The organism is Clostridium bornimense (assembly GCF_000577895.1).
GTDB lineage: Bacteria > Bacillota > Clostridia > Clostridiales > Clostridiaceae > Clostridium_AN > Clostridium_AN bornimense.
Genome location: NZ_HG917868.1, coordinates 2,104,207 through 2,124,775, shown reverse-complemented (window position 1 = coordinate 2,124,775; position 20,569 = coordinate 2,104,207). Strand labels below are relative to the sequence as shown.

18 protein-coding genes are annotated in these 20,569 nt (G+C 30.0%); 17 read left to right on the top strand and 1 reads right to left on the bottom strand.

The window, feature by feature from the left end:
* Positions 1-189: 189 nt before the first annotated feature.
* The 4 genes from CM240_RS09555 (at position 190) to spoIVA (ending at position 5,698) form a co-directional block, all read left to right on the top strand.
* Positions 190-1,524, top strand: coding sequence for a radical SAM protein (locus tag CM240_RS09555; RefSeq protein ID WP_044038766.1), 1,335 nt, complete (start codon positions 190-192; stop codon positions 1,522-1,524).
* Positions 1,521-2,837, top strand: a complete 1,317-nt coding sequence (gene der / locus CM240_RS09550; protein WP_156930536.1) for a ribosome biogenesis GTPase Der — start codon at positions 1,521-1,523, stop codon at positions 2,835-2,837. Before CM240_RS09555 ends, der begins: the two co-directional genes overlap by 4 nt.
* A gap of 1 nt (position 2,838) precedes the next feature.
* Positions 2,839-3,828: an NAD(P)H-dependent glycerol-3-phosphate dehydrogenase gene (locus CM240_RS09545; RefSeq protein WP_044038762.1), complete on the top strand. Its 990-nt coding sequence runs from the start codon at positions 2,839-2,841 to the stop codon at positions 3,826-3,828.
* A gap of 391 nt (positions 3,829-4,219) precedes the next feature.
* A complete protein-coding gene (gene spoIVA / locus CM240_RS09540) occupies positions 4,220-5,698 on the top strand; it encodes a stage IV sporulation protein A (RefSeq protein ID WP_044038760.1) in 1,479 nt (492 codons plus the stop codon).
* 327 nt (positions 5,699-6,025) lie between these two features.
* Here the strand turns inward: spoIVA and CM240_RS09535 are convergent, their stop codons facing one another.
* Positions 6,026-6,949, bottom strand: a complete 924-nt coding sequence (locus CM240_RS09535) for a dipeptidase (RefSeq protein ID WP_044038758.1) — start codon at positions 6,947-6,949, stop codon at positions 6,026-6,028.
* A 163-nt stretch (positions 6,950-7,112) separates the two neighbouring features.
* Between CM240_RS09535 and CM240_RS09530 the strand changes: the two genes are divergently transcribed.
* The 13 genes from CM240_RS09530 (at position 7,113) to pknB (ending at position 20,550) form a co-directional block, all read left to right on the top strand.
* Complete coding sequence (locus tag CM240_RS09530) at positions 7,113-8,096, top strand: asparaginase (RefSeq protein WP_044038756.1); 984 nt, start codon at positions 7,113-7,115, stop codon at positions 8,094-8,096.
* Between the two features lie 318 nt (positions 8,097-8,414).
* Positions 8,415-9,299 (top strand): YicC/YloC family endoribonuclease, encoded by an 885-nt coding sequence (locus CM240_RS09525; RefSeq protein ID WP_044038754.1) that lies wholly within the window; start codon positions 8,415-8,417, stop codon positions 9,297-9,299.
* A gap of 15 nt (positions 9,300-9,314) precedes the next feature.
* Positions 9,315-9,590 carry an extracellular matrix/biofilm regulator RemA gene (gene remA, locus CM240_RS09520; protein WP_044038752.1) on the top strand — a complete coding sequence of 92 codons (276 nt, stop codon included), beginning with the start codon at positions 9,315-9,317 and terminating at the stop codon, positions 9,588-9,590.
* Positions 9,590-10,219, top strand: a complete 630-nt coding sequence (gmk, locus tag CM240_RS09515) for a guanylate kinase (protein WP_044038750.1) — start codon at positions 9,590-9,592, stop codon at positions 10,217-10,219. The genes remA and gmk overlap by 1 nt, the downstream gene beginning before the upstream one ends.
* Positions 10,212-10,430: a DNA-directed RNA polymerase subunit omega gene (gene rpoZ, locus CM240_RS09510; RefSeq protein ID WP_044038747.1), complete on the top strand. Its 219-nt coding sequence runs from the start codon at positions 10,212-10,214 to the stop codon at positions 10,428-10,430. The genes gmk and rpoZ overlap by 8 nt, the downstream gene beginning before the upstream one ends.
* Before the next feature lie 29 nt (positions 10,431-10,459).
* Positions 10,460-11,650, top strand: a complete 1,191-nt coding sequence (gene coaBC, locus CM240_RS09505) for a bifunctional phosphopantothenoylcysteine decarboxylase/phosphopantothenate--cysteine ligase CoaBC (protein WP_156930535.1) — start codon at positions 10,460-10,462, stop codon at positions 11,648-11,650.
* Between the two features lie 54 nt (positions 11,651-11,704).
* Complete coding sequence (gene priA, locus CM240_RS09500; RefSeq protein WP_044038742.1) at positions 11,705-13,906, top strand: primosomal protein N'; 2,202 nt, start codon at positions 11,705-11,707, stop codon at positions 13,904-13,906.
* Positions 13,907-13,942: 36 nt separating this feature from the next.
* Entirely contained in the window at positions 13,943-14,392 is a 450-nt protein-coding gene (gene def / locus CM240_RS09495) for a peptide deformylase (RefSeq protein WP_044038740.1), read from the top strand.
* A gap of 4 nt (positions 14,393-14,396) precedes the next feature.
* Positions 14,397-15,326 (top strand): methionyl-tRNA formyltransferase, encoded by a 930-nt coding sequence (gene fmt / locus CM240_RS09490; RefSeq protein ID WP_044038738.1) that lies wholly within the window; start codon positions 14,397-14,399, stop codon positions 15,324-15,326.
* Positions 15,323-16,642, top strand: coding sequence for a 16S rRNA (cytosine(967)-C(5))-methyltransferase RsmB (gene rsmB, locus CM240_RS09485; RefSeq protein ID WP_044038736.1), 1,320 nt, complete (start codon positions 15,323-15,325; stop codon positions 16,640-16,642). The genes fmt and rsmB overlap by 4 nt, the downstream gene beginning before the upstream one ends.
* Before the next feature lie 17 nt (positions 16,643-16,659).
* Positions 16,660-17,712: a dual-specificity RNA methyltransferase RlmN gene (gene rlmN / locus CM240_RS09480; protein WP_044038734.1), complete on the top strand. Its 1,053-nt coding sequence runs from the start codon at positions 16,660-16,662 to the stop codon at positions 17,710-17,712.
* Positions 17,696-18,400, top strand: a complete 705-nt coding sequence (locus tag CM240_RS09475; RefSeq protein WP_044038732.1) for a Stp1/IreP family PP2C-type Ser/Thr phosphatase — start codon at positions 17,696-17,698, stop codon at positions 18,398-18,400. Before rlmN ends, CM240_RS09475 begins: the two co-directional genes overlap by 17 nt.
* Positions 18,394-20,550 (top strand): Stk1 family PASTA domain-containing Ser/Thr kinase, encoded by a 2,157-nt coding sequence (gene pknB, locus CM240_RS09470; protein WP_051483789.1) that lies wholly within the window; start codon positions 18,394-18,396, stop codon positions 20,548-20,550. The genes CM240_RS09475 and pknB overlap by 7 nt, the downstream gene beginning before the upstream one ends.
* Positions 20,551-20,569 lie beyond the last annotated feature (19 nt).

The window sequence follows — 20,569 nt, the reverse complement described above, 5'->3', positions numbered from 1 at the left end:
AAGATTTCATCTATACTTGTGCCCTGTGCCATGATACCTGTGCCTTATTTCTGTGCTATGTAAACATAAATTTAGTGTGGGATATTCCCTTTTTTCTTGACTAAAATTATAGTAAAATGGTAAGATTACATGATGTTAATAGTATATAATTATGGATATACTATTAAGAAAACCTATGGAGGTAAGGTAATGAGAAATTTAATTTCTAAGGTACTTGATGGTAGCATTGCTGAAGAGGTTGGAATAGAACAAGGGGATAAATTACTTTCTATTAATGAAAGTGATGTTAAAGATATAGTTGACTATAAATATCTAATTGTAGATGAAGAAGTAGTATTAGAAATAGAAAAAGAAGACGGAGAAATATGGGAAATTGAAATAGAAAAAGAATATGGTGAAGATATAGGATTAGAATTTTCTGAAGGAATTCTAGATAAACCTATGAGATGTCATAATAAATGTATATTTTGTTTCATTGATCAAAATCCTAAGGGTATGAGAGAGACTCTATATTTTAAAGATGATGATAGTAGACTTTCGTTTCTTCAAGGTAATTTTATAACTATGACTAATATGAAGGAAGAAGATATAGATAGGATTATAAAATATAGAATAAGTCCTATAAATATATCAGTTCATACTACTAATGGTGAGCTAAGGAAAAAAATGCTTAATAATAGATTTGCAGATAATGTTTATCCAAGAATGCAAAGGTTAGCAGAAGCTGGTATTGATATGAATGCTCAAATAGTAGCTGTTCCGGGATATAATAACGGAGTGGAGTTAATTAATACAATAGAAGACTTATATAAGTTATATCCTCATATAAACAATGTTGCAGTAGTACCGATAGGTGTTACAAAATTTAGAGAAGGTCTTAAACAGGTAGAGACTTATGATGCTGAGAAAGCAAATAAAGAATTAGATTTAGTAAAAAGGCTACAAGATAAGTATTATAAAGAAATTGGAGAGCCTTTTGTAAGACTATCAGATGAATTTTATGTTGTAGCAGGTAGAGAAATACCTGAAACAGAATTTTATGGAGATTTCGATCAAATCGAAGATGGAATTGGTATGATAAGAACCTTCAGAGATGCCATAGATAATGATATACATAAGTTAAATGGGAAAGGCATAGGGAAGTTTACAATACCAACAGGAGTTTCTGCATATGAAGAAATAAAAAAAGGTGCAGAAAAAATTATGGATAGGAATCCTAACATTAAGATTGAAGTTATAAAGGTTATTAACAAGTTTTATGGAGAGAAAATAACCGTTACCGGGCTTATCGTTGGTGAGGATTTAATTAGTAGTCTAAGAAATAGAGATAATGGTATAATACTATTGTGTAGTTCTATGTTTAGAAAAGGATATGAGCCAGGAGACGAATCAGAAAAAATAATGTTAGATAATACTACATTAGATGATTTAAAAGAAACATTGGACACAAATGTAGTGATCGTTGATTTCACAGGTGAAGATTTAATAGATACTATAAACAAATATTGTCATGAGGAGGAATAAAAATGGCTATAGTTGCAATCGTAGGACGTCCTAATGTAGGAAAATCTACTTTATTTAATAAATTAGCTGGTAAGAGAATAGCTATCGTTGAGGACAGACCAGGAGTTACAAGAGACAGAATATATGCAAAAACAGAATGGTTAGGGAAAGAATTTACTATTATAGATACTGGTGGAATAGAACCACAAAGTGATGATATAATTCTTGCACAGATGAGAAGACAAGCACAAATGGCAATTGAAACTGCAGATGTAATTATGTTTTTAGTTGATGGAAAAACAGGTCTTACAGATACAGATAGAGAAGTTGCTCAAATGCTTAGAAAAAGTAATAAATCTATAGTTTTAGTAGTTAATAAGGTAGACAGAATTATAGAAGAAGAAAATAAATATGAATTCTATAATTTAGGTATTGGGGATCCTATAGCAATTTCTGCAGCACAAGGTCTTGGACTTGGTGATATGCTTGATGAAGTTGTTGCTAATTTCCCAGAAGATGAAGAGACTGAAGAAGAAGAAGAGAATATTAAAATAGCTATGATAGGAAGACCTAATGTAGGAAAGTCTTCTCTTATAAATAAAATTTTAGGAGAAGAAAGAAATATTGTTTCCAATATACCAGGTACTACTAGAGATGCTATTGACTCACCAATAGAAAATGAGTTCGGAAAGTTTACATTAATAGATACAGCTGGACTTAGAAGAAAGAGCAAAATAAAAGAAGAGATAGAAAGATATTCTGTTGTAAGAACACTAGCAGCGATAGAAAGAGCAGATATATGTATATTAATGATTGATGCAACAGAAGGGGTAGCAGAGCAAGACGAAAAGATTGTAGGCTATGCTCATGAATTAGATAAAGGTATAATTGTAATAGTGAATAAGTGGGATCTTATTGAAAAAGATGATAAGACAATGAAAAACTATACAGATGATTTAAGAACGAAATTATCATTTTTATCTTATGCACCATTTTTATTTATTTCAGCTAAAACTGGTCAAAGAACACAAAAAGTACTTGAATTAGCAAAGAGTGTGTATGATAATTACAATAAAAGGGTATCTACTGGGGTATTAAATGATGTAATAGCAAATGCAGTGTTAAGACAAGAGTCGCCATTAACACATGGAAGGAAGATGAAGATATACTATGTAACTCAAGTAGCTACAAAGCCGCCAACATTTGTATTCTTTGTTAATGATCCAAGTGCATTACATTATTCATACCAAAGATATCTTGAAAATCAATTGAGAGAGAATTTTGATTTTAAGGGGACAGGAATAAAAATGATCTTTAGGGAAAGGAAGGAATAATATGGCTGTTTTAACCTTTATAGGTGGAGGAAGCTTTGGCACTGCTCTTGGAGTGCATCTAGCTAAAAATGGGCACACAATAAAAATTTGGGATATAGATGAAAAAAATATAGAAGATATAAATGTGAAAAGGGAAAATATTAAATATTTACCGAAAGTCATGATACCTTTTAATGTAATTGCTTATAATAACTTAGTAGAAGCATTAAGAGATTCAAAATACATATTTTTATCAGTTCCTTCACATGTAATAAGAAGTGTTTGTAAGAATATTAAGCCTTATTTAAGTAGTGATCAAGTTATTATAAATATGGCGAAAGGAATAGAAGATAATACTTTTAAGAGACTTTCAGAGGTAATTTCAGAAGAGCTTACTGATAATAAGGTTGCTATTATATCAGGACCTTCTCATGCAGAAGAAATAGCACAAGATTTACCTACAACTTTTGTAGTTTCATCCCTTGATACAACAGTATCTAAGGAAATACAAGATATATTAACTACACCAAGAATAAGAAGTTATACAAATGATGATTTAGTTGGTATAGAAATAGGAGGAGCTTTTAAAAATATAATTGCTCTTGGTTGTGGTATTTCTGATGGTTTAGGGTTTGGTGATAATACTAAAGCTGCTATAATGACAAGATCTATGAATGAGATGATAAAAGTTGGAGAAGTTCTAGGTGGAAAAGATCAAACTTTTTATGGATTAACAGGTATGGGAGACTTAATTGTTACTTGCACATCAATGCATTCAAGAAATAGAAGAGCAGGAATACTTATAGGAAAAGGTGTAAATGTAGATGAAGCTTGTAAGGAAGTGGGAATGGTGGTGGAAGGTGTAAAAGCTACAAAAGCTTTCTATCATTTAGGACAAAAATATGGATTATCCTTACCAATTACAGAAAATCTATACGCTACACTTTTTGAAGGAAAAGATATTAATAAGGCAGTGTATGACTTGATGTCTAGAGAAAATAAATCAGAGTAAAAAAAGGTTGCTTAAAGGCAACCTTTTTTTTCAGTGCATAGTTCACAGTATCTGAAATCTTAAGTGCTAAGTTGAATATTATAAGTTAAACTATGTAGCTTACTTGTATCTTCTAACCTGTGCTATGATAAAAGGAACTATTGCTCATGAAATTTCATTTGTTAATACGATAGCTTTATAAAATTTAATTTTAATATGGATTAAAGATTAAATTATAAAATTAAACAATATACATACAATCTAAAAAATTCCGTGGGAATTTTATCCAAAACTGTGTACTGTGCACTGCATACTTGTGCACTGATTTCTAAAATAATTGGCATATAATTTTCTTTATCTTAATACATATATATTGTTAATAAAATATAAAACCACCGTTAGGAGGGAAAATATGGAGAATTTCGATATATACAAAGATATAGCAGAACGAACTCAAGGCGATATATATGTAGGTGTGGTAGGTCCTGTTAGAACTGGTAAATCTTCATTTATAAAAAGATTCATGGATCTTATGGTTATTCCTAATATTGAAAATGCATTTAAAAAAGAGAGAGCAAAGGATGAATTACCACAAAGTGGATCAGGGAAGTCTATCCATACAATGGAACCTAAGTTCGTACCCAATGAAGCTGTTAGCATGAGTATCGGGGATGGGGTAAATTTTAAGGTTAGAATGGTAGATTGCGTTGGCTATATTGTAAAGGGTGCTTTAGGATATAGTGAAGGGGAAAAACAAAAAATGGTTAATACTCCTTGGTTTGATTATGAGATACCTTTTGAAGAAGCAGCGGAAATTGGTACAAAAAAGGTAATAAATGATCATTCTACAATAGGATTATTAATTACTACAGATGGTTCAATTACTGATATAAGTAGAGAAGAATATGAAGATGCAGAAGAAAGGGTAGTTAATGAGTTAAAATCTATTAATAAACCTTTTATAATAGTGTTGAATTCTTCAAGAGCATATGAACCGGAAACTGTGGAACTTCGTAAATCTTTGGAAGAAAAGTATGATGTACCAGTTATAATTATGGATGTAATAAATATGAAGCAAGAAGATATAACTGCAATTTTTCAAAGGATACTTAAAGAATTTCCAGTTAAAGAGATCAACATTGATATGCCAGAGTGGATAGAAAATCTTAATATAAATCATTGGTTAAAAGTTAATATCATGAACATAGTAAAAGATATGAGTAAAAATATCTTTAAGGTTAGAGATATTAGGAAAACCATTGATTGTTACAAAGATGTTGATTTTCTAGAGGATACTTATATAGACGAAATGAATATGGGAGATGGAACAGCAAAGGTTACATTTGTTCCCGGTAAGGATACTTTTTATAAAGTTTTAAGTGAATCTTGTGGTTGTGAAGTAAATTGTGAAAGTAAACTTTTAAGTATACTGAATGATTTTCATCAAGCTAAAGTAGAGTATGATAAAATACAAAAAGCGTTAGAAGATGTGAAGGAAACAGGATATGGTCTTGTGGCACCACAACTTACAGAAATGAAATTTGAAATACCAGAGAAGGTAAAGAGAGGTAGCGGTTATGCTGTAAAATTAAAGGCTAGTGCTCCATCATTCCATTTTATTCGTGCTGATATAGAGACAGAAATTTCTCCGATAATTGGTACAGAGAAAGAATCAGAAGAAGTAATTCAATCTCTTTTAGAACAATTTGAAGGGGATATGAGTAGAATATGGGAAAGTAAGATTTTTGGTAAATCTTTGGAAGTTTTAGTTAAAGAAGGATTACAAAATAAATTATATAAAATGCCAGAAGATGTTCAGCATAAAATTCAAAGAGCATTGGAAAAAGTTATAAATGAGGGAAATGCAGATTTAATTTGTATTTTGTTATAGTAATAGAAAAAAGCAATATAAAGCAGTAAAAGGACTTCTGATATGGTAGGAGTTCTTTTATTTTATAGGGAATAATAAACAGGGCACAAGTATGAGGGCACAAGGCACAGGTATAGATGAAATTCCTGTGGAATTTCTTAGATTATAAGTGTTGAGTTCAAGTTTATAAGTTAGACTATGTGTCTCTTTTAGATTACAGTTGATATAAAAGTCGTTACAGAAAGCTCATGAAAGTTGCACTTTCATGAAGCTTGGGTTACGAATTATAATATAAATTCTGTATCTATAGTAAATATGAAAACACTTCACTTGTGCCCTGTGCACTGCCTAATTGTGCATTGATCTAATGATTCTTTCTCCATTCTTATAGAAAAATTTATCAATGATATCTTCGCTGAAGTGTTTTCTAAGTTTATCATGTAGTTTATATATTTCGGTGAAATTTTTCATTTCAACATCGCAATCAATACCATCGTAATCGCTACCTAGAGCTACAATATCAGATCCACCGACGTTATATAGATGAATAATATGCTTTACCATATCATCAATAGTAGATATTTTACTAGTTCCTAAGAATTTATTATAGAAGTTGATTCCTACAATTCCATTTCTATCACCTATAGCTTTAATCATATAGTCTTCTAAATTTCTAGGATGATTTACTAAGGCCCTGCAGTTAGAATGGGAGGCAATGACAATGCCTTTACTTTCTTCTATAACAGAATTAAAGCCACCATCAGATAGATGAGAAACATCTATTATCATATTAAGATTGTCCATTTCTTGAATAAGTTCTAGCCCAAACTTTTTCAAAGGTCTTTCTTTGAATTTATAGTCAATGTTTGGGTATCCAATTTCATTTTCAAAGTTCCATGTTAGAGTTAATAATCTAACACCTCTATTAAAAAAATGATATAGCTTATCTATAGATCCTTCTAAAGCTTCGCCTCCTTCGATAGAAAGAAATGCTGAGGTTTTATTATTACTTTTGTTTTTTAAATATTCATTAAAGCTTGTTGCTTTACAAAGATTATCACAGTCTTTAATGGTAGATTCAAATACATCAATTAAATTATTACAAAATTCAAATGGTCTAGAGGTGGTGTTTTTATCGATATAAGCTGCAAAAAATTGACCTAGTGAATTTTTAAGTTTTTTGCTATCGATAGAATAAGAATTTTCTTTTAAAGATCCTCCTTTTGTTGCAATTTTATATATTGTGTCACAATGAAAATCCATAAATTTCATAAAAATGCTCCTTTAAATTATTAATAAATTGGAGAAAATAATTATAGTTTATATATGATATATATGATATTGATAACAATATATCATTTGTTATTATATTATATTTACCTATGAAAGATAAGAGAATATAATATAAAAAACGGAAGAAGAGGCAGGGGTTTATATGAAAAAGATAGTTGTAATATTTAATGGTGGAACAATATCAATGAGAGTTGATGAAAGGATACAAGCGGCTATTCCTACTTTGAAAGGTGAAGAAGTAATGTCAATGGTTACTGGAATAGAAGAGTTTGCTGAAATAGAAAGTTATGATTTTTCTAATAATCCTGGACCACACATGACACCAAAAATAATGTTGGATCTTTCTAATTATATAAAAAATTTTTTAGAAAGAGATGATGTTGATGGGGTAGTAGTTACACATGGTACAGATTCATTGGAGGAAACTGCATATTTATTAGACCTAACGATAAATAGCGAGAAACCAGTTATAGTTACAGGGGCTATGAGAAATTCTTCAGAACTAGGATATGATGGTCCAGCTAATTTATCAGCCTCTATATGTACAGCAATATCTGATGAGAGTAAAAATCGCGGGGTATTAGTATGCATGAATAATGAAGTGCATTTAGCATCTCAGGTTACGAAAGCACATTCAATGCACTTAGATGCATTTAGAAGTCCAGAGTTTGGATCTATAGGTATTGTTGATAATAATAAGGTTCTATATTATAGAAGAGCATTTATGAAAAGAAAATTTATATCAGACAAAATAGAAGATAAAGTTGCTCTTATTAAGGTTGTTGCTGGCGACAATAGCGATGTTATGAAATACCTTATAAGTATTGGATATAAAGGTTTTGTAATAGAAGGTATGGGTAGAGGAAATGTACCACCAGCAATGTTAGAAGGAATAAAAATGGCTATTGATAATAATCTACCGGTAGTATTAGTATCAAGATGTTTTAATGGAAGAGTTTTAGATTCTTATGGATATGAAGGTGGAGGAAAAACATTAAGAAACATGGGAGTAATTTTTGGTGATGATTTATGTGGTCAAAAAGCCAGAATAAAATTAATGTTAGCCTTAGGAAAAATTAAAGACTTAGATAAGATAAAAGAAATATTTGAAGAAGGTCGTTATTAATAAATAGTATTGTTTTTATTATATATATTTACAATAATAAATATATAAACTATAATTTATTGAGATGGATGTTGCAAAGTGACTTAGGTTGTTTTGCAACATTCTATTTATGACAATATAAGAAACGGAGTAAAACTATAAATTAAAAATTCACAATTTCTACAGTTTTAAGATTATGATAAGTGGATTTAATATTATCAAAATTATGAAATATGAATTAATAATCGATAATTGTGAAATGTGAATTGTGAATTATAAAGAATATGTGATATAATCCATAGTATTGAATGATTTTTGCCAATCGGGAAGGATGGTACCATGCTAAAAAGTATGACTGGGTTTGGACGTGGTATATATTCAGAAGGAGATTTAGGATTTACAATTGAAATGAAAAGTGTAAATCATAGATTTCTTGATTTGAATATTAGAATGCCAAGAAGTCTTATGGCCACAGAAGATAAAATACGTAAAATAATATCTAAAAGTTTAACAAGAGGGAAAGTAGATATTTTTATAACTCAAAATAATAATGGAAAAAATTCAGGTGTCGCTACTTTTAATAAGGAGCTAGGTGATAGTTATTTTAAATGTTTAACTGATATGAAGGAAATATATAACTTAAATGATGAACCGACCTTATCTCTATTATCTAAATTCCCAGATGTAATTACAGTAGAGACTGCGGAGTTAGATGAGGAAGAAGCATTTAGAGTTCTAAAAGTAGCTTTAGATGAAGCAGTAGAAAACATTGTTTTAATGAGAGTTAAAGAAGGGGAAAAGTTAAAAGAAGATTTACTAAAGAAACTTCAAGGTATCGAGAAAAATGTTGACTTATTGTGTGAATTAGGTAAAGATACTGTAGAAAGTTACAGAGTTAAGCTTTCAGAAAGAGTTGAAGAACTTCTAGAAGGATCCAATATTAACGTAGATGAAAATAGAATTGCTCAAGAGGTAGCGATTTTTGCTGACAAAAGTTGTGTAGATGAGGAAACTGTAAGATTATATAGTCATATAAATCAAATGAGGGATAATCTTAATTTAGATGAGCCAGTAGGAAGAAAGCTTGATTTTATTGTGCAAGAGATGAATAGAGAAGCTAATACTATAGCATCAAAAGCTAATGATATTAGAGTAACTAATATAAGCATAAATATAAAAAATGAAATAGAAAAAATAAGAGAACAAATTCAAAATATTGAATAGTTTAGGAGGATTTTCATGGGCATTAAATTAATTAATATCGGATTTGGAAATATAGTATCTGCTAACAGATTAGTAGCTATAGTATCACCGGAATCAGCACCAATTAAAAGAATAATTCAAGAAGCGAGAGACAGAGGTATGCTAATAGATGCTACATATGGTAGAAGAACAAGAGCTGTTATAGTTACGGATTCAGATCATGTAATTTTATCAGCTGTACAACCAGAAACAGTAGCGCATAGATTAAGTACAAAGGGTGAAGAGCAAGGTATAGAAGAGGTTGATGAATAATGCAATACGATAATTACGATAAAGGACTTTTAATTGTAATATCAGGTCCATCAGGAGCTGGAAAAGGAACTATTTGTAAAGCTCTAGTAGAAAAAAAAGATTATTATATATCTGTATCTGCCACTACTAGAAATCCAAGAGCAGGAGAAATTGATGGGAAATCATATTATTTTCTAACTAGAGAAGATTTTATTAAGAAGATAGAATCCGGTGATTTTTTAGAGCATGCAGAAGTTCATGGGAATCTATATGGTACACCTAAATCAAGTGTTTTAGAAAAACTTGATGAAGGAAAAGATGTTATATTAGAAATAGATATACAAGGTGCCCTTAAAGTAAAAGAAACTTATCCAGATGGAGTGTTTATCTTTATTCTTCCACCATCTATGGAGGAACTTAAAAAGAGGCTTATTGGAAGAGGTTCAGAAACACCAGAGTCATTATTGACAAGGTTTAACACTGCATTTAAAGAAATAAATTATATATCTAAATATAATTATGCTGTAGTAAATGATGAAGTTAATGTTGCCGTTGAAAAAATAGAAGGTATATTATTAGCAGAAAGATGCAGAGTAGATAGAGTAAAAGAAATTATGTTGAATTCTAAGGAGGATTTTATAAATGAGTGATGCAATGATCAATCCATCAGTTTATGAATTAAAAAAGAGAACTGGAGATAGATATTCTTTAGTTGTAATAACTTCAAAGAGAGCTAGAGAAATTATAGATGGTGATGAACCACTAGTTAATATAAAATCAAATAAAGCATTAACAATTGCAATTAATGAAGTTAATGAAGATAAAGTTGAATTTGAAAAAGTTGACGAAGGTATAAAATAATACACCAACTTATAGCGTAAAAGAGGGATATTATGGGGAAAACTGTTGTTTTGGGAGTTACAGGTGGAATTGCTGCTTATAAAGCTTTAGATATTGTATCTAGGCTTAGAAAGAGAGATATTGATGTTCATGTAATAATGACAGAACATGCAAGGGAGTTTGTAACTCCATTATCTTTTCAATCATTAAGTTCCAACATGGTTATCTATGATATGTTTGAAGAACCAAGAGCTTTTGAAATACAACATATATCATTAGCAAAAAAGGCAGATGTTATTTTAGTAGCACCAGCTACGGCTAATATAATTGGTAAAATTGCCAATGGTATAGCTGATGATATGTTATCAACAACTATAATGGCTACTAAGTCAGAGGTTATATTTGCGCCAGCAATGAACACAAATATGTATGAAAATCCTATATTACAAAATAATATAGAAAAATTAAAAAAATATGGCTACAAATTCATAGAACCAGATAGTGGAAGGCTTGCTTGTGGAGATGTAGGCAAAGGGAAACTTGCGGATGTTGATGATATTTGTGAGATAGTAGAATCTGCATTATACAATAATAAAGATTTGGTAGGTAAAAGAGTATTAGTATCTGCAGGCCCAACAATAAGTAAAATTGATCCTGTAAGATATATTACTAATAATTCTAGTGGTAAGATGGGATATGAAATTGCCAAAGAAGCTAGAGATAGAGGAGCTAAGGTTACATTAGTTAGTGGACCAACTAATCTAAAGGCACCACTAGGAATTGATGTTATTAATGTATCTACAAATGAAGAAATGAAAGATGCTATAATGGATAGATATGATGAATTTAATATTATAGTAATGTCAGCAGCAGTAGCAGATTACAAACCTAAACATTATAGTGATAAAAAGATAAAAAAAGGCAATGAAGATTTAGTTATTGAATTTAAAAGAGATTCTGATATTTTAAAGCTATTAGGTGAAGTTAAAAAAGAGAATATTTTAGTAGGTTTTGCAGCTGAAAGTAATGATTTATTAGAAAATGCTAGAGGAAAACTTATAAAAAAGAATTTAGATTTTATAGTTGCTAATGATATTTCTACTAATGAATATGGATTTAAAAGTGATTTTAACAAAGTGACTATTATGTCTAGAGATGGAAACGAATTAGTTTTAGATAAAATGACGAAAAGAGAAGTTGCTAAAAATCTATTTGATACAATATTGAAAAAAAGCCTCTAGGGGCTTTTTTTTCAGTTCACTTAATTCAGTGCACTGGAAAAAGGAGGTGTTTATATGGAACTTTATGCAGGTATAGTAATTGAAGTAGATCATTATGGATTGGATAATATATTTACATATAAGGTGCCAAAGGAAATGAATGATACTATTGCTATTGGTAAAAGGGTTACTATTCCTTTTGGAGTTAGTAATAAAAAAATAGATGGATATGTATATGAAATATATTATTGTAGACCAGAAAGTAGTAATGGTTATAGAATAAAGTATATTAAAGAGATAAAAGATGATATAGAGCATTTTACAGAAGAGGATAAGAGGGTTATACAATTTATAAAAGATAAATATCTTGCTACATATATTGATTGTATAAGGTTAATAACACCGCCTGGGGCAGATAAAGGATCGAAGATAAAGATTGAAAAAAAATTATATATAGAAAAACCGTTAGATGGTAAATTTGCTAAAGAACCATATATGTCTATATATAATGAAGTACAATGCAATGAAGGTAAGTATAGTAAGAGTGCTCTTAGTAAGAGTAAAAGTTTATCATTGTCATCTATAAACACTCTGATAAAGCACCAGTATATAAAGGAAGAAGAAAAGAGAATACTTAGATATAGCAGTAGAAATTATATTAGAGAAGAAGAAAAGAATTTAACATTACAACAAAGTATGGCACTGACCACTATAAATGATAGTTTTTACAATAAATTTTTAATACATGGAGTTACCGGTAGTGGGAAAACAGAAGTATTTATAAGGCTTATAGAGGAAAATTTAAAAAAAGATAAAGATGTTATTATATTAGTACCAGAAATTTCACTTACACCGCAGATGGTGGAAAGAATAAAGGGAAGATTACAAATAGAAATCGGAGTTTTTCACTCAAAGATGAGTGTTGGTGAAAAATATGATTTTTGGTACTCTATAAAGAAGAAAGAGATAAAGGTTGCTATTGGACCAAGGTCGGCTCTATTTCTACCGTTTAGTAACTTAGGATTAATTATAATTGACGAAGAGCATGAAAATACATATAAATCTGAAACAGATCCTAAATATGATGCTAGAGAAGTAGCTGAATTTTTAATGGATATGAAGGGTGGAAAAGTTGTTTTAGCATCTGCCACTCCAAGTTTAGAAAGCTATACAAAAGGGAAAAATGGTCATTATAAGCTTATTGAAATGGAAGATAGAATTCCGGGAGCAGTAATGCCTAAGATTGAAGTAGTAGATATGAGGTCTGAATTAAGCAATGGTAATAGTTCTATTTTTTCTAAAAGTTTATATGAAAAGATAAATGATAGATTAGAGAAAAAAGAACAAATAATTTTATTTCTTAATAGAAGAGGGGATTCATCCTTTGTTTCTTGTAGAGCTTGTGGGTTTGTATATAAGTGTCCTAACTGTGATGTATCACTAACACTTCACAGGTCAGAAAATATATTAGAATGTCATTATTGTGGTTATAGAACTAGGCCACAAATTAAGTGTCCAAAATGTAAAAGTAAGTATATAAAGTTTTTTGGTATAGGAACAGAAAAAGTTGAAAGGTTAACTAAAAAGGCTTTTCCAAATGCTAATATAGAAAGAATGGATTTAGACACTATGAAGGGAAGAAATTCTTTTAGTGAAGTTTATGAAAGACTTAAGAATAATGAAATAGATATATTAATAGGGACACAAATGATAACAAAGGGATTTGATTTCAAAAATGTAACATTGGTAGGTGTTTTAGCAGCAGATTTAACACTTAATATTCCACAGTATAAATCTGCTGAAAGGACATTTCAGCTATTGACACAGGTTGCAGGAAGAGCTGGAAGAGGAACAAAGGAAGGGGAAGTAGTGATACAAACCTATACTCCAGGCAATTATGCAATACAGAGGGCTGAAAAAGTTGATTATAAAGGATTTTATAATGATGAGGTAGATATAAGGCAGGCAATGAAATATCCTCCTTTTGGGGAAATTTTATTAGTAAATTTATTTTATAGTAAAGAAGATGAAGTTATAGACACTATAAATGTTTTAGCAAAGGAAATGAAAGCTAAGTTTACTAATTTGTCAATTCTTGGACCGGTTCCTTGTCCTATTTTAAAAATAAATAATAATTTTCGATATCAAATTATTATAAAAGGGGAATTATCTCAAAATATTAATAAAAATATCAAAGATTTTGTGTATAATATAGTAAAGAAAAAAAATAGTAATATAAAAATTTCAGTAGACATAAATCCAAATGATTTACTGTGATAATATAGTATATATATTTTTATAGGAGGCATTAACATGGCAATAAGAAATGTTAGAAAAATAGGAGATCCACTTTTAAGAAAGAAGAGTAAAGTAGTAGAGAAGATAGATGAAAGAACTCTTATTTTAATAGAAGATATGATAGATACAATGTATGAAGAAGATGGAGTAGGTCTTGCAGCACCACAAGTTGGAGTTTTAAAGAGGATAGTTGTTATTGATATTGGAGATGGACCAATGGTATTAATCAATCCTGAAATAATAAAGACAGAAGGAAGCTATAGAGATTTCGAAGGATGTCTTTCAATACCAGGAGAGAGTAAAGAAGTAGATAGACCAATGAAAGTATGGGTAAAAGCTCAAGATGAGAATGGTAAAGTAAGAGAACTTGTGGGAGAAGAATTATTAGCAAGAGCATTCTGTCACGAAATAGATCATTTAGAAGGAATATTATTTGTTGATAAAGCGGTAGAAAGTGAGGAGTAATACTATGAATATAGTTTTTATGGGAACTCCTGAATTTGCAGTTCCTTCTTTAGAAGCTATGATTAATAATCATAATGTATTAGGTGTTTTTACACAACCAGATAGACCAAGAGGTAGAGGGAAGAAACTTGCTTTTTCAGCAGTTAAAGAAGTAGCAGTTAAACATAACATAGATGTATATCAACCTGAAAAACTTAGAAGTGAAAGAGAATATATTGATAAGTTAAAAGAGTTGGCACCAGATTTTATAATTGTTGTTGCATATGGGCAAATACTTCCTAAAGAAGTATTAGATATTCCTAAATATGCATGTATAAATTTACATGGTTCATTATTACCTAAATATAGAGGAGCGGCTCCTCTTAATTGGGCTATTATAGATGGTGAAAAAGTATCTGGAAATACAACTATGCTTATGGATGTAGCTTTAGATGAAGGTGATATGCTTTTAAAACAAGAAGTTGAAATCACAGAAAACATGACAGCAGGGCAATTACATGATATTCTAATGGTAGAAGGTGGAAAGCTATTGCTAGAAACTATAGACAAATTTGTGAAAGGTGATATAGTGCCTGAAAAACAAGATGATAGCTTATCTAACTATGCTTCTATGTTGTCTAAGGAAACTGGAAAAATAAATTGGAATAAAACAGCGGTGGAAATTCATAACTTAGTAAGAGGAGTAAATCCATGGCCTATAGCTACAACTATATATAATAATCAAGTAGTAAAGATATATGAAACAACTCCATTAGATGAAAAATGTAATGAAACACCAGGCACTATCTTAAAGGCTAATAATGATGGAATTCGTGTAGCAACAGGGGATAAAGTGTTATTAATAAAGAAAATTCAATTTCCAAATAAAAAACCTTTAGAAGTAAAAGAATACTTAAAAGGAAATTCAATAGAGGAAAAGGTAGTATTAATATGAAGAGTGGTAGAGAAGTAGCAGTAGAAGTTTTAGATGAAGTATTTTTTAAGAAAGCTTATTCGAATATAGCTTTAAATAATGCATTGAATAAGAGTAATGTTAGAGATATAGATAAAGGATTAATAACAGAACTTGTATATGGAACATTAAAACATAAATATACTATAGATGAGATTATAAAGGCTATAGCAGGTAGAAATATAAGAGATATAGATAAGTTTTCTATAAATATAATAAGAATAACTATATATCAATTAAAGTATCTTAGTAGGATTCCTGAATTTGCAGCAGTAAATGAAGCAGTAGAATTAACTAAAAAAAGAGCTGGAATAAAGATGGCTTCTTTTGTAAATGCAGTAGTAAGAACCTATATTAGAGGAGATAAAAAGCCTACATTTAAAAATATAGATTATAAAGAAGCTTTTAAGTATTCATTAGAACCATGGATGATTCAAAGCTTAAGAAGAGATTATGGAACATATTCTCCAGCTATATTCAAAGGGCTTAATGAGAGACCAGCAGTTACAGTAAGAGTTAATTGCTTAAAAGGTGATTATGATGATATTTTCACTAAGTTAGAAGAGCTTGGTTATGAAGCAAATGAAGGATTTGTATCACCAGATGCTATTGAGATTGTTAGAGGAAAGTCAATAGAAGAAAATCCATTATTTAAGGAAGGATATATAACAGTACAAGATGAATCTGCGATGCTTGTAGCATCAATAATGGATTTAGAAGAAGGCTTTGATGTTTTAGATGTATGTTCTGCACCAGGTGGTAAAACTACACACATAGCTGAACTTATGAATAATAAAGGTAAAGTAGTAGCTTGTGATATTCATGAAAATAAACTTAAGTTAGTAGAAGAAAATGCTAATAGGTTAGGAATCGATATAATTGAAACGAGAACCTATAATGGTGAAGAATTTAATGAAGAATTTGAAAATTCTTTTGATAGAGTGCTTATAGATGTACCTTGCTCAGGACTTGGTATTATAAGAAAAAAACCAGAAATTAAATGGGAGAAAAAAGAATCAGATATTTCTTCTATTCAAAATATTCAAAGAAATATTATGAAAAATGCTGCTAAATATGTAAAGAAAGATGGATTATTAGTATATTCTACTTGTACTTTAAACTTAAAAGAAAATGATGGAAATGTAAAGTGGTTTTTAGAAAATAATCCTGATTATGAAATAGAAAAGGTGTTTTTTGGTACACTAGATAATATGATATATGATAAATTAGGATATGTAACTATACTGCCAAATAAAGCAATGGATGGTTTCTTTATGGCTAAATTTAGAAGAAAGTAATAAAGCAAGGTGAGAGTATGATAAACATATTAGATTTAACTAAAGAAGAATTAAAACAATGGATGGTAGAAAATGGTGAGAGTAAGTTTAGAGGGGAACAAGTTATAGGATGGATTTACAAAAAGGTATTTAACTTTGATGATATGAAAAATATACCTTCATCATTAAAAGAAAAATTAAAGAATAATTTTTCTTTTTCGATACCAGAAATAGTAGAGAAATATGTTTCAAAAGATGAAAGAACAATAAAGTATTTGCTTAAACTTAGAGATAATTATATTATAGAAGCAGTACTTATGAAGTATGACTACGGAAATACAGTATGTTTATCAACTCAAGTTGGATGTAGGATGGGGTGTAAATTTTGTGCATCTACTATAGGTGGTAGACTCAGAAATCTTTCTAATGGTGAAATATTAAGTGAAATATTAGTTATGGAAAAAGATTGTAATGAAAGAGTATCTAATATTGTACTTATGGGAACGGGAGAACCTTTTGATAATTATGATAATGTTATGAAGTTTATAAAGGAAGTTAATGCAGAGTATGGATTAAATATAGGTCAAAGACATATAACAGTATCCACCTGCGGAATTGTTCCTAAAATTATAGATTTTGCCAATGAAAAAACTCAAGTTACATTAGCTATATCATTACATTCAACTACTGATGAAAATAGAAAAAAAATAATGCCTATAGCTAATAAATACTCTATAGAAGAATTATTAGAAGCTTGTAGGTATTATATTAAAGTTACCAATAGAAGAATAACTTTTGAATACTCATTAGTTAAAGGAGTAAATGACTCAATAGAACAGGCTAAAGAACTTAGTTTATTACTAAAAGGAATGCTTTGTCATGTTAATTTGATTCCTGTAAATGAAGTAAAAGAAAGTGGTTTTGTAAGGGCTACAGAAAAAGATATAGAAGGATTTAGAAAAGTATTGGAGAATAATGGCATTGAGGCAACTGTTAGAAAAGAAATGGGTGGAGATATCAATGCAGCATGTGGTCAGCTTAGAAGAGATTATGTGGAGAAAATGAGGGATAAGGATGTTTGGGTTCGTTAGTGATGTGGGAAATGTTAGAACTTTAAATGAAGATTATTATGGTTATTTACACGAGAAAGACTATAGTATTTATGTTGTTGCTGATGGAATGGGTGGACATAATGCTGGTGAAGTAGCAAGTAAAATAGCTGTAGAAGAAACAATAAAAAATTTTAAAGTAAATAAGAGTATAACAGAGTCTATAAGAAAAGCTAATGAAAAAATCTATCTTCTTAGTGTAGAGGATAAAAATTTAAGCGGAATGGGTACTACAATTACAGTAGCTGTAATAGAAAATAATAATATTGAGATTGGTCATGTTGGAGATAGTTCATGTTTTGTAGTAGATGGTAATAATATTATAAAGATAACTAGAGATCATTCTTTAGTTCAAGAACTTATAGAAATTGGGTCTATAACAGAAGAGCAGGCAAAGACACATCCAAATAGGAATATAATAACTAGAGCATTAGGAACTAATGATTCTATTGATATTGACGTATATAAATTAGAGCTTAGTGGCAGAGAAAAATTTATATTATGTACAGATGGATTAAGTAATTATGTCGAACAAGATGAGATGTTATCTATAGTAAGTAAAGAGAACTGTAAAGAAGCTTGTTTAGATATGGTGGAGTTAGCTAAATCTAGAGGAGGTAGGGATAATATTACGGTTATAGTATTTGAAGGAGAGGGTAGAGGATGTTAGGTATAGTTATAGCTGATAGATATGAGCTGTTAGAGAAAATTGGAGAAGGTGGAATGGCTCTAGTTTTCAAAGCTAAAGATTTGAAATTACAACGTGTCGTTGCAGTAAAAGTTTTAAAGGAAGAATATTTACAAGACAGTGAATTTGTAAAGAAATTTAAAGCAGAAGCTGTAGCAGCAGGAAGTATTTCTGATGGAAATATAGTTAATGTTTTTGATGTAGGTACTGATGGCAAGGTTAACTACATTGTAATGGAATATTTGCAGGGGAAAACCTTAAAAGAAATAATAAATGAAAAAGGAAAAATTCATTTTGAAGATGCTATAGAAATTTCAATACAGATAGCAAAAGCATTAGATTGTGCGCATAGGAGTAATATTATACATAGAGATATAAAGCCTCATAATATTATGATTACTGATTATGGTATAGTGAAAGTGATGGATTTTGGTATAGCTAAAGCGGTGAATTCTACAACTATAACAAATACTAATGTAGTATTAGGATCTGTTCACTATATATCGCCAGAACAAGCTAAAGGGCAATATGTAAATAAGACTTGTGATTTATATTCATTAGGAGCGGTAATGTATGAAATGGTTACTGGAGTAGTTCCTTATGACGGCGATACTCCTGTATCTATAGCAATTAAACATATACAAGAAGAGTTAATAGAACCAAAAACACTAAATCCTAATATACCAGAATCATTAAATAATGTTATAGTTAAGCTACTACAAAAAAATCCTGATATGAGGTATCAAAGTGCAAAAGAATTACAAGTAGATCTTATGAAAATCAAAAATGGTGAAACTTTAGATAACAATAATGAAGATGAGTTTACAAAAGTTTTACCTAGAGTAGATGATATAAATAGTATGATGAAAAATAATAATACTAATACAGGTAATAACACTAATGATGTTGAAGATTTTAACAGTGATAAAAGTAATATTGATTATGATGACGATGAGGATGAGGATATTAAAAAGAGAAATGTAGATAAGAAGAAAGCTATGATTTTTGCTATAGCCTTAGCAGCAGTATTATTACTTGTCGTAGGGTTTGTCGTTATGCCAGCATTATCATCAGATAGCAGTAGTGAAAAAGTTTCTGTACCATCTATATTAAATTTGGATAAAGCTGAAGCTAAGAAAAAGGTTGAAAAAGTAGGTTTAACATTTAAAATAGTAGAAAAAAAGAAGAGTTCACAAGAAGAGGGTAAAGTTATTAATGTAAGTCCAAAAGTAGGAACAGAAGTAAAAAAAGGTTCAGTAGTTAAAGTTACAATTTCCCTAGGACCTGGAGATGTAGAAGTTCCAGATGTCACTGGAAAGTCTCAAAAGGATGCAGAAGCAGAACTAGAGGAAGCTGGGTTCAAGATTGGTGATATAACAACAGAATATAGTGATGATGTTACTTATGGATTAGTAATGTCTCAAGATCCTGCAGGTGGAGATAAAGTAGATGAAGGTGAAACTATAAACTTAGTTATATCAAATGGTCCTAAAGCAAGAGAATATAATCTTGTAGGCAAAACTGTAGATGATGCAAAAAATGAAGTAGGTTCTTTTGCTAAAATAAGTGTATCAAATTCAACTACAGCTACAACTGATGAAAGTAAAGATGGACTTATTGCATCTCAAGATAAGACATCTGTTAAGATAAATGAAACAATTACAGTAACACTTTATAAGTATGAAAAAGCAAAAGAGATGGTGCAAGTGCCATACCTTAATGGACAAAACTTAAAGGATGTAATAAATTCATATAAAAACAAACTTACAATAGTGGCAACTGATGAGTATGGTCAAACTATAACTGGAAATTATGGAGACTATACTGTTTCAAAAGGTCCAGACAATGCTGGATCATCAGTAGAAAAAGGTTCTACTATTTATGTTACATGTAGCGGTAAGAATAATAGTAATGGTAATGGCAATAGTGGTGAAATAAATAATCCAGGAGATTTAGCAGGTGATAATTTAGGTGATGTTATATCTCAATATGGAGATAAGTACGATACAGAAATTAGAGACAGTTCTTGGAATCTAGTGACTTCAAATTATAAAAACTATACAGTTGCATCGGCTTGGTGGGGTAGTGATCCTCAAGGAAATAAGGTATTATTTATTCAAACAAAAGAATAAATATAGTGTAACTAAAATT

Coding starts and splice junctions, on each gene's coding strand:
- CM240_RS09525 (WP_044038754.1), top strand. CDS start 8,415: ATGCTAAAAAGTATGACTGGGTTTGGACGTGGTATATATTCAGAAGGA.
- CM240_RS09535 (WP_044038758.1), bottom strand. CDS start 6,949: ATGAAATTTATGGATTTTCATTGTGACACAATATATAAAATTGCAACA.
- def (WP_044038740.1), top strand. CDS start 13,943: ATGGCAATAAGAAATGTTAGAAAAATAGGAGATCCACTTTTAAGAAAG.
- rpoZ (WP_044038747.1), top strand. CDS start 10,212: ATGAGTGATGCAATGATCAATCCATCAGTTTATGAATTAAAAAAGAGA.
- fmt (WP_044038738.1), top strand. CDS start 14,397: ATGAATATAGTTTTTATGGGAACTCCTGAATTTGCAGTTCCTTCTTTA.
- pknB (WP_051483789.1), top strand. CDS start 18,394: ATGTTAGGTATAGTTATAGCTGATAGATATGAGCTGTTAGAGAAAATT.
- CM240_RS09475 (WP_044038732.1), top strand. CDS start 17,696: ATGTTTGGGTTCGTTAGTGATGTGGGAAATGTTAGAACTTTAAATGAA.
- spoIVA (WP_044038760.1), top strand. CDS start 4,220: ATGGAGAATTTCGATATATACAAAGATATAGCAGAACGAACTCAAGGC.
- priA (WP_044038742.1), top strand. CDS start 11,705: ATGGAACTTTATGCAGGTATAGTAATTGAAGTAGATCATTATGGATTG.
- remA (WP_044038752.1), top strand. CDS start 9,315: ATGGGCATTAAATTAATTAATATCGGATTTGGAAATATAGTATCTGCT.
- rsmB (WP_044038736.1), top strand. CDS start 15,323: ATGAAGAGTGGTAGAGAAGTAGCAGTAGAAGTTTTAGATGAAGTATTT.
- CM240_RS09530 (WP_044038756.1), top strand. CDS start 7,113: ATGAAAAAGATAGTTGTAATATTTAATGGTGGAACAATATCAATGAGA.
- gmk (WP_044038750.1), top strand. CDS start 9,590: ATGCAATACGATAATTACGATAAAGGACTTTTAATTGTAATATCAGGT.
- CM240_RS09555 (WP_044038766.1), top strand. CDS start 190: ATGAGAAATTTAATTTCTAAGGTACTTGATGGTAGCATTGCTGAAGAG.
- rlmN (WP_044038734.1), top strand. CDS start 16,660: ATGATAAACATATTAGATTTAACTAAAGAAGAATTAAAACAATGGATG.
- CM240_RS09545 (WP_044038762.1), top strand. CDS start 2,839: ATGGCTGTTTTAACCTTTATAGGTGGAGGAAGCTTTGGCACTGCTCTT.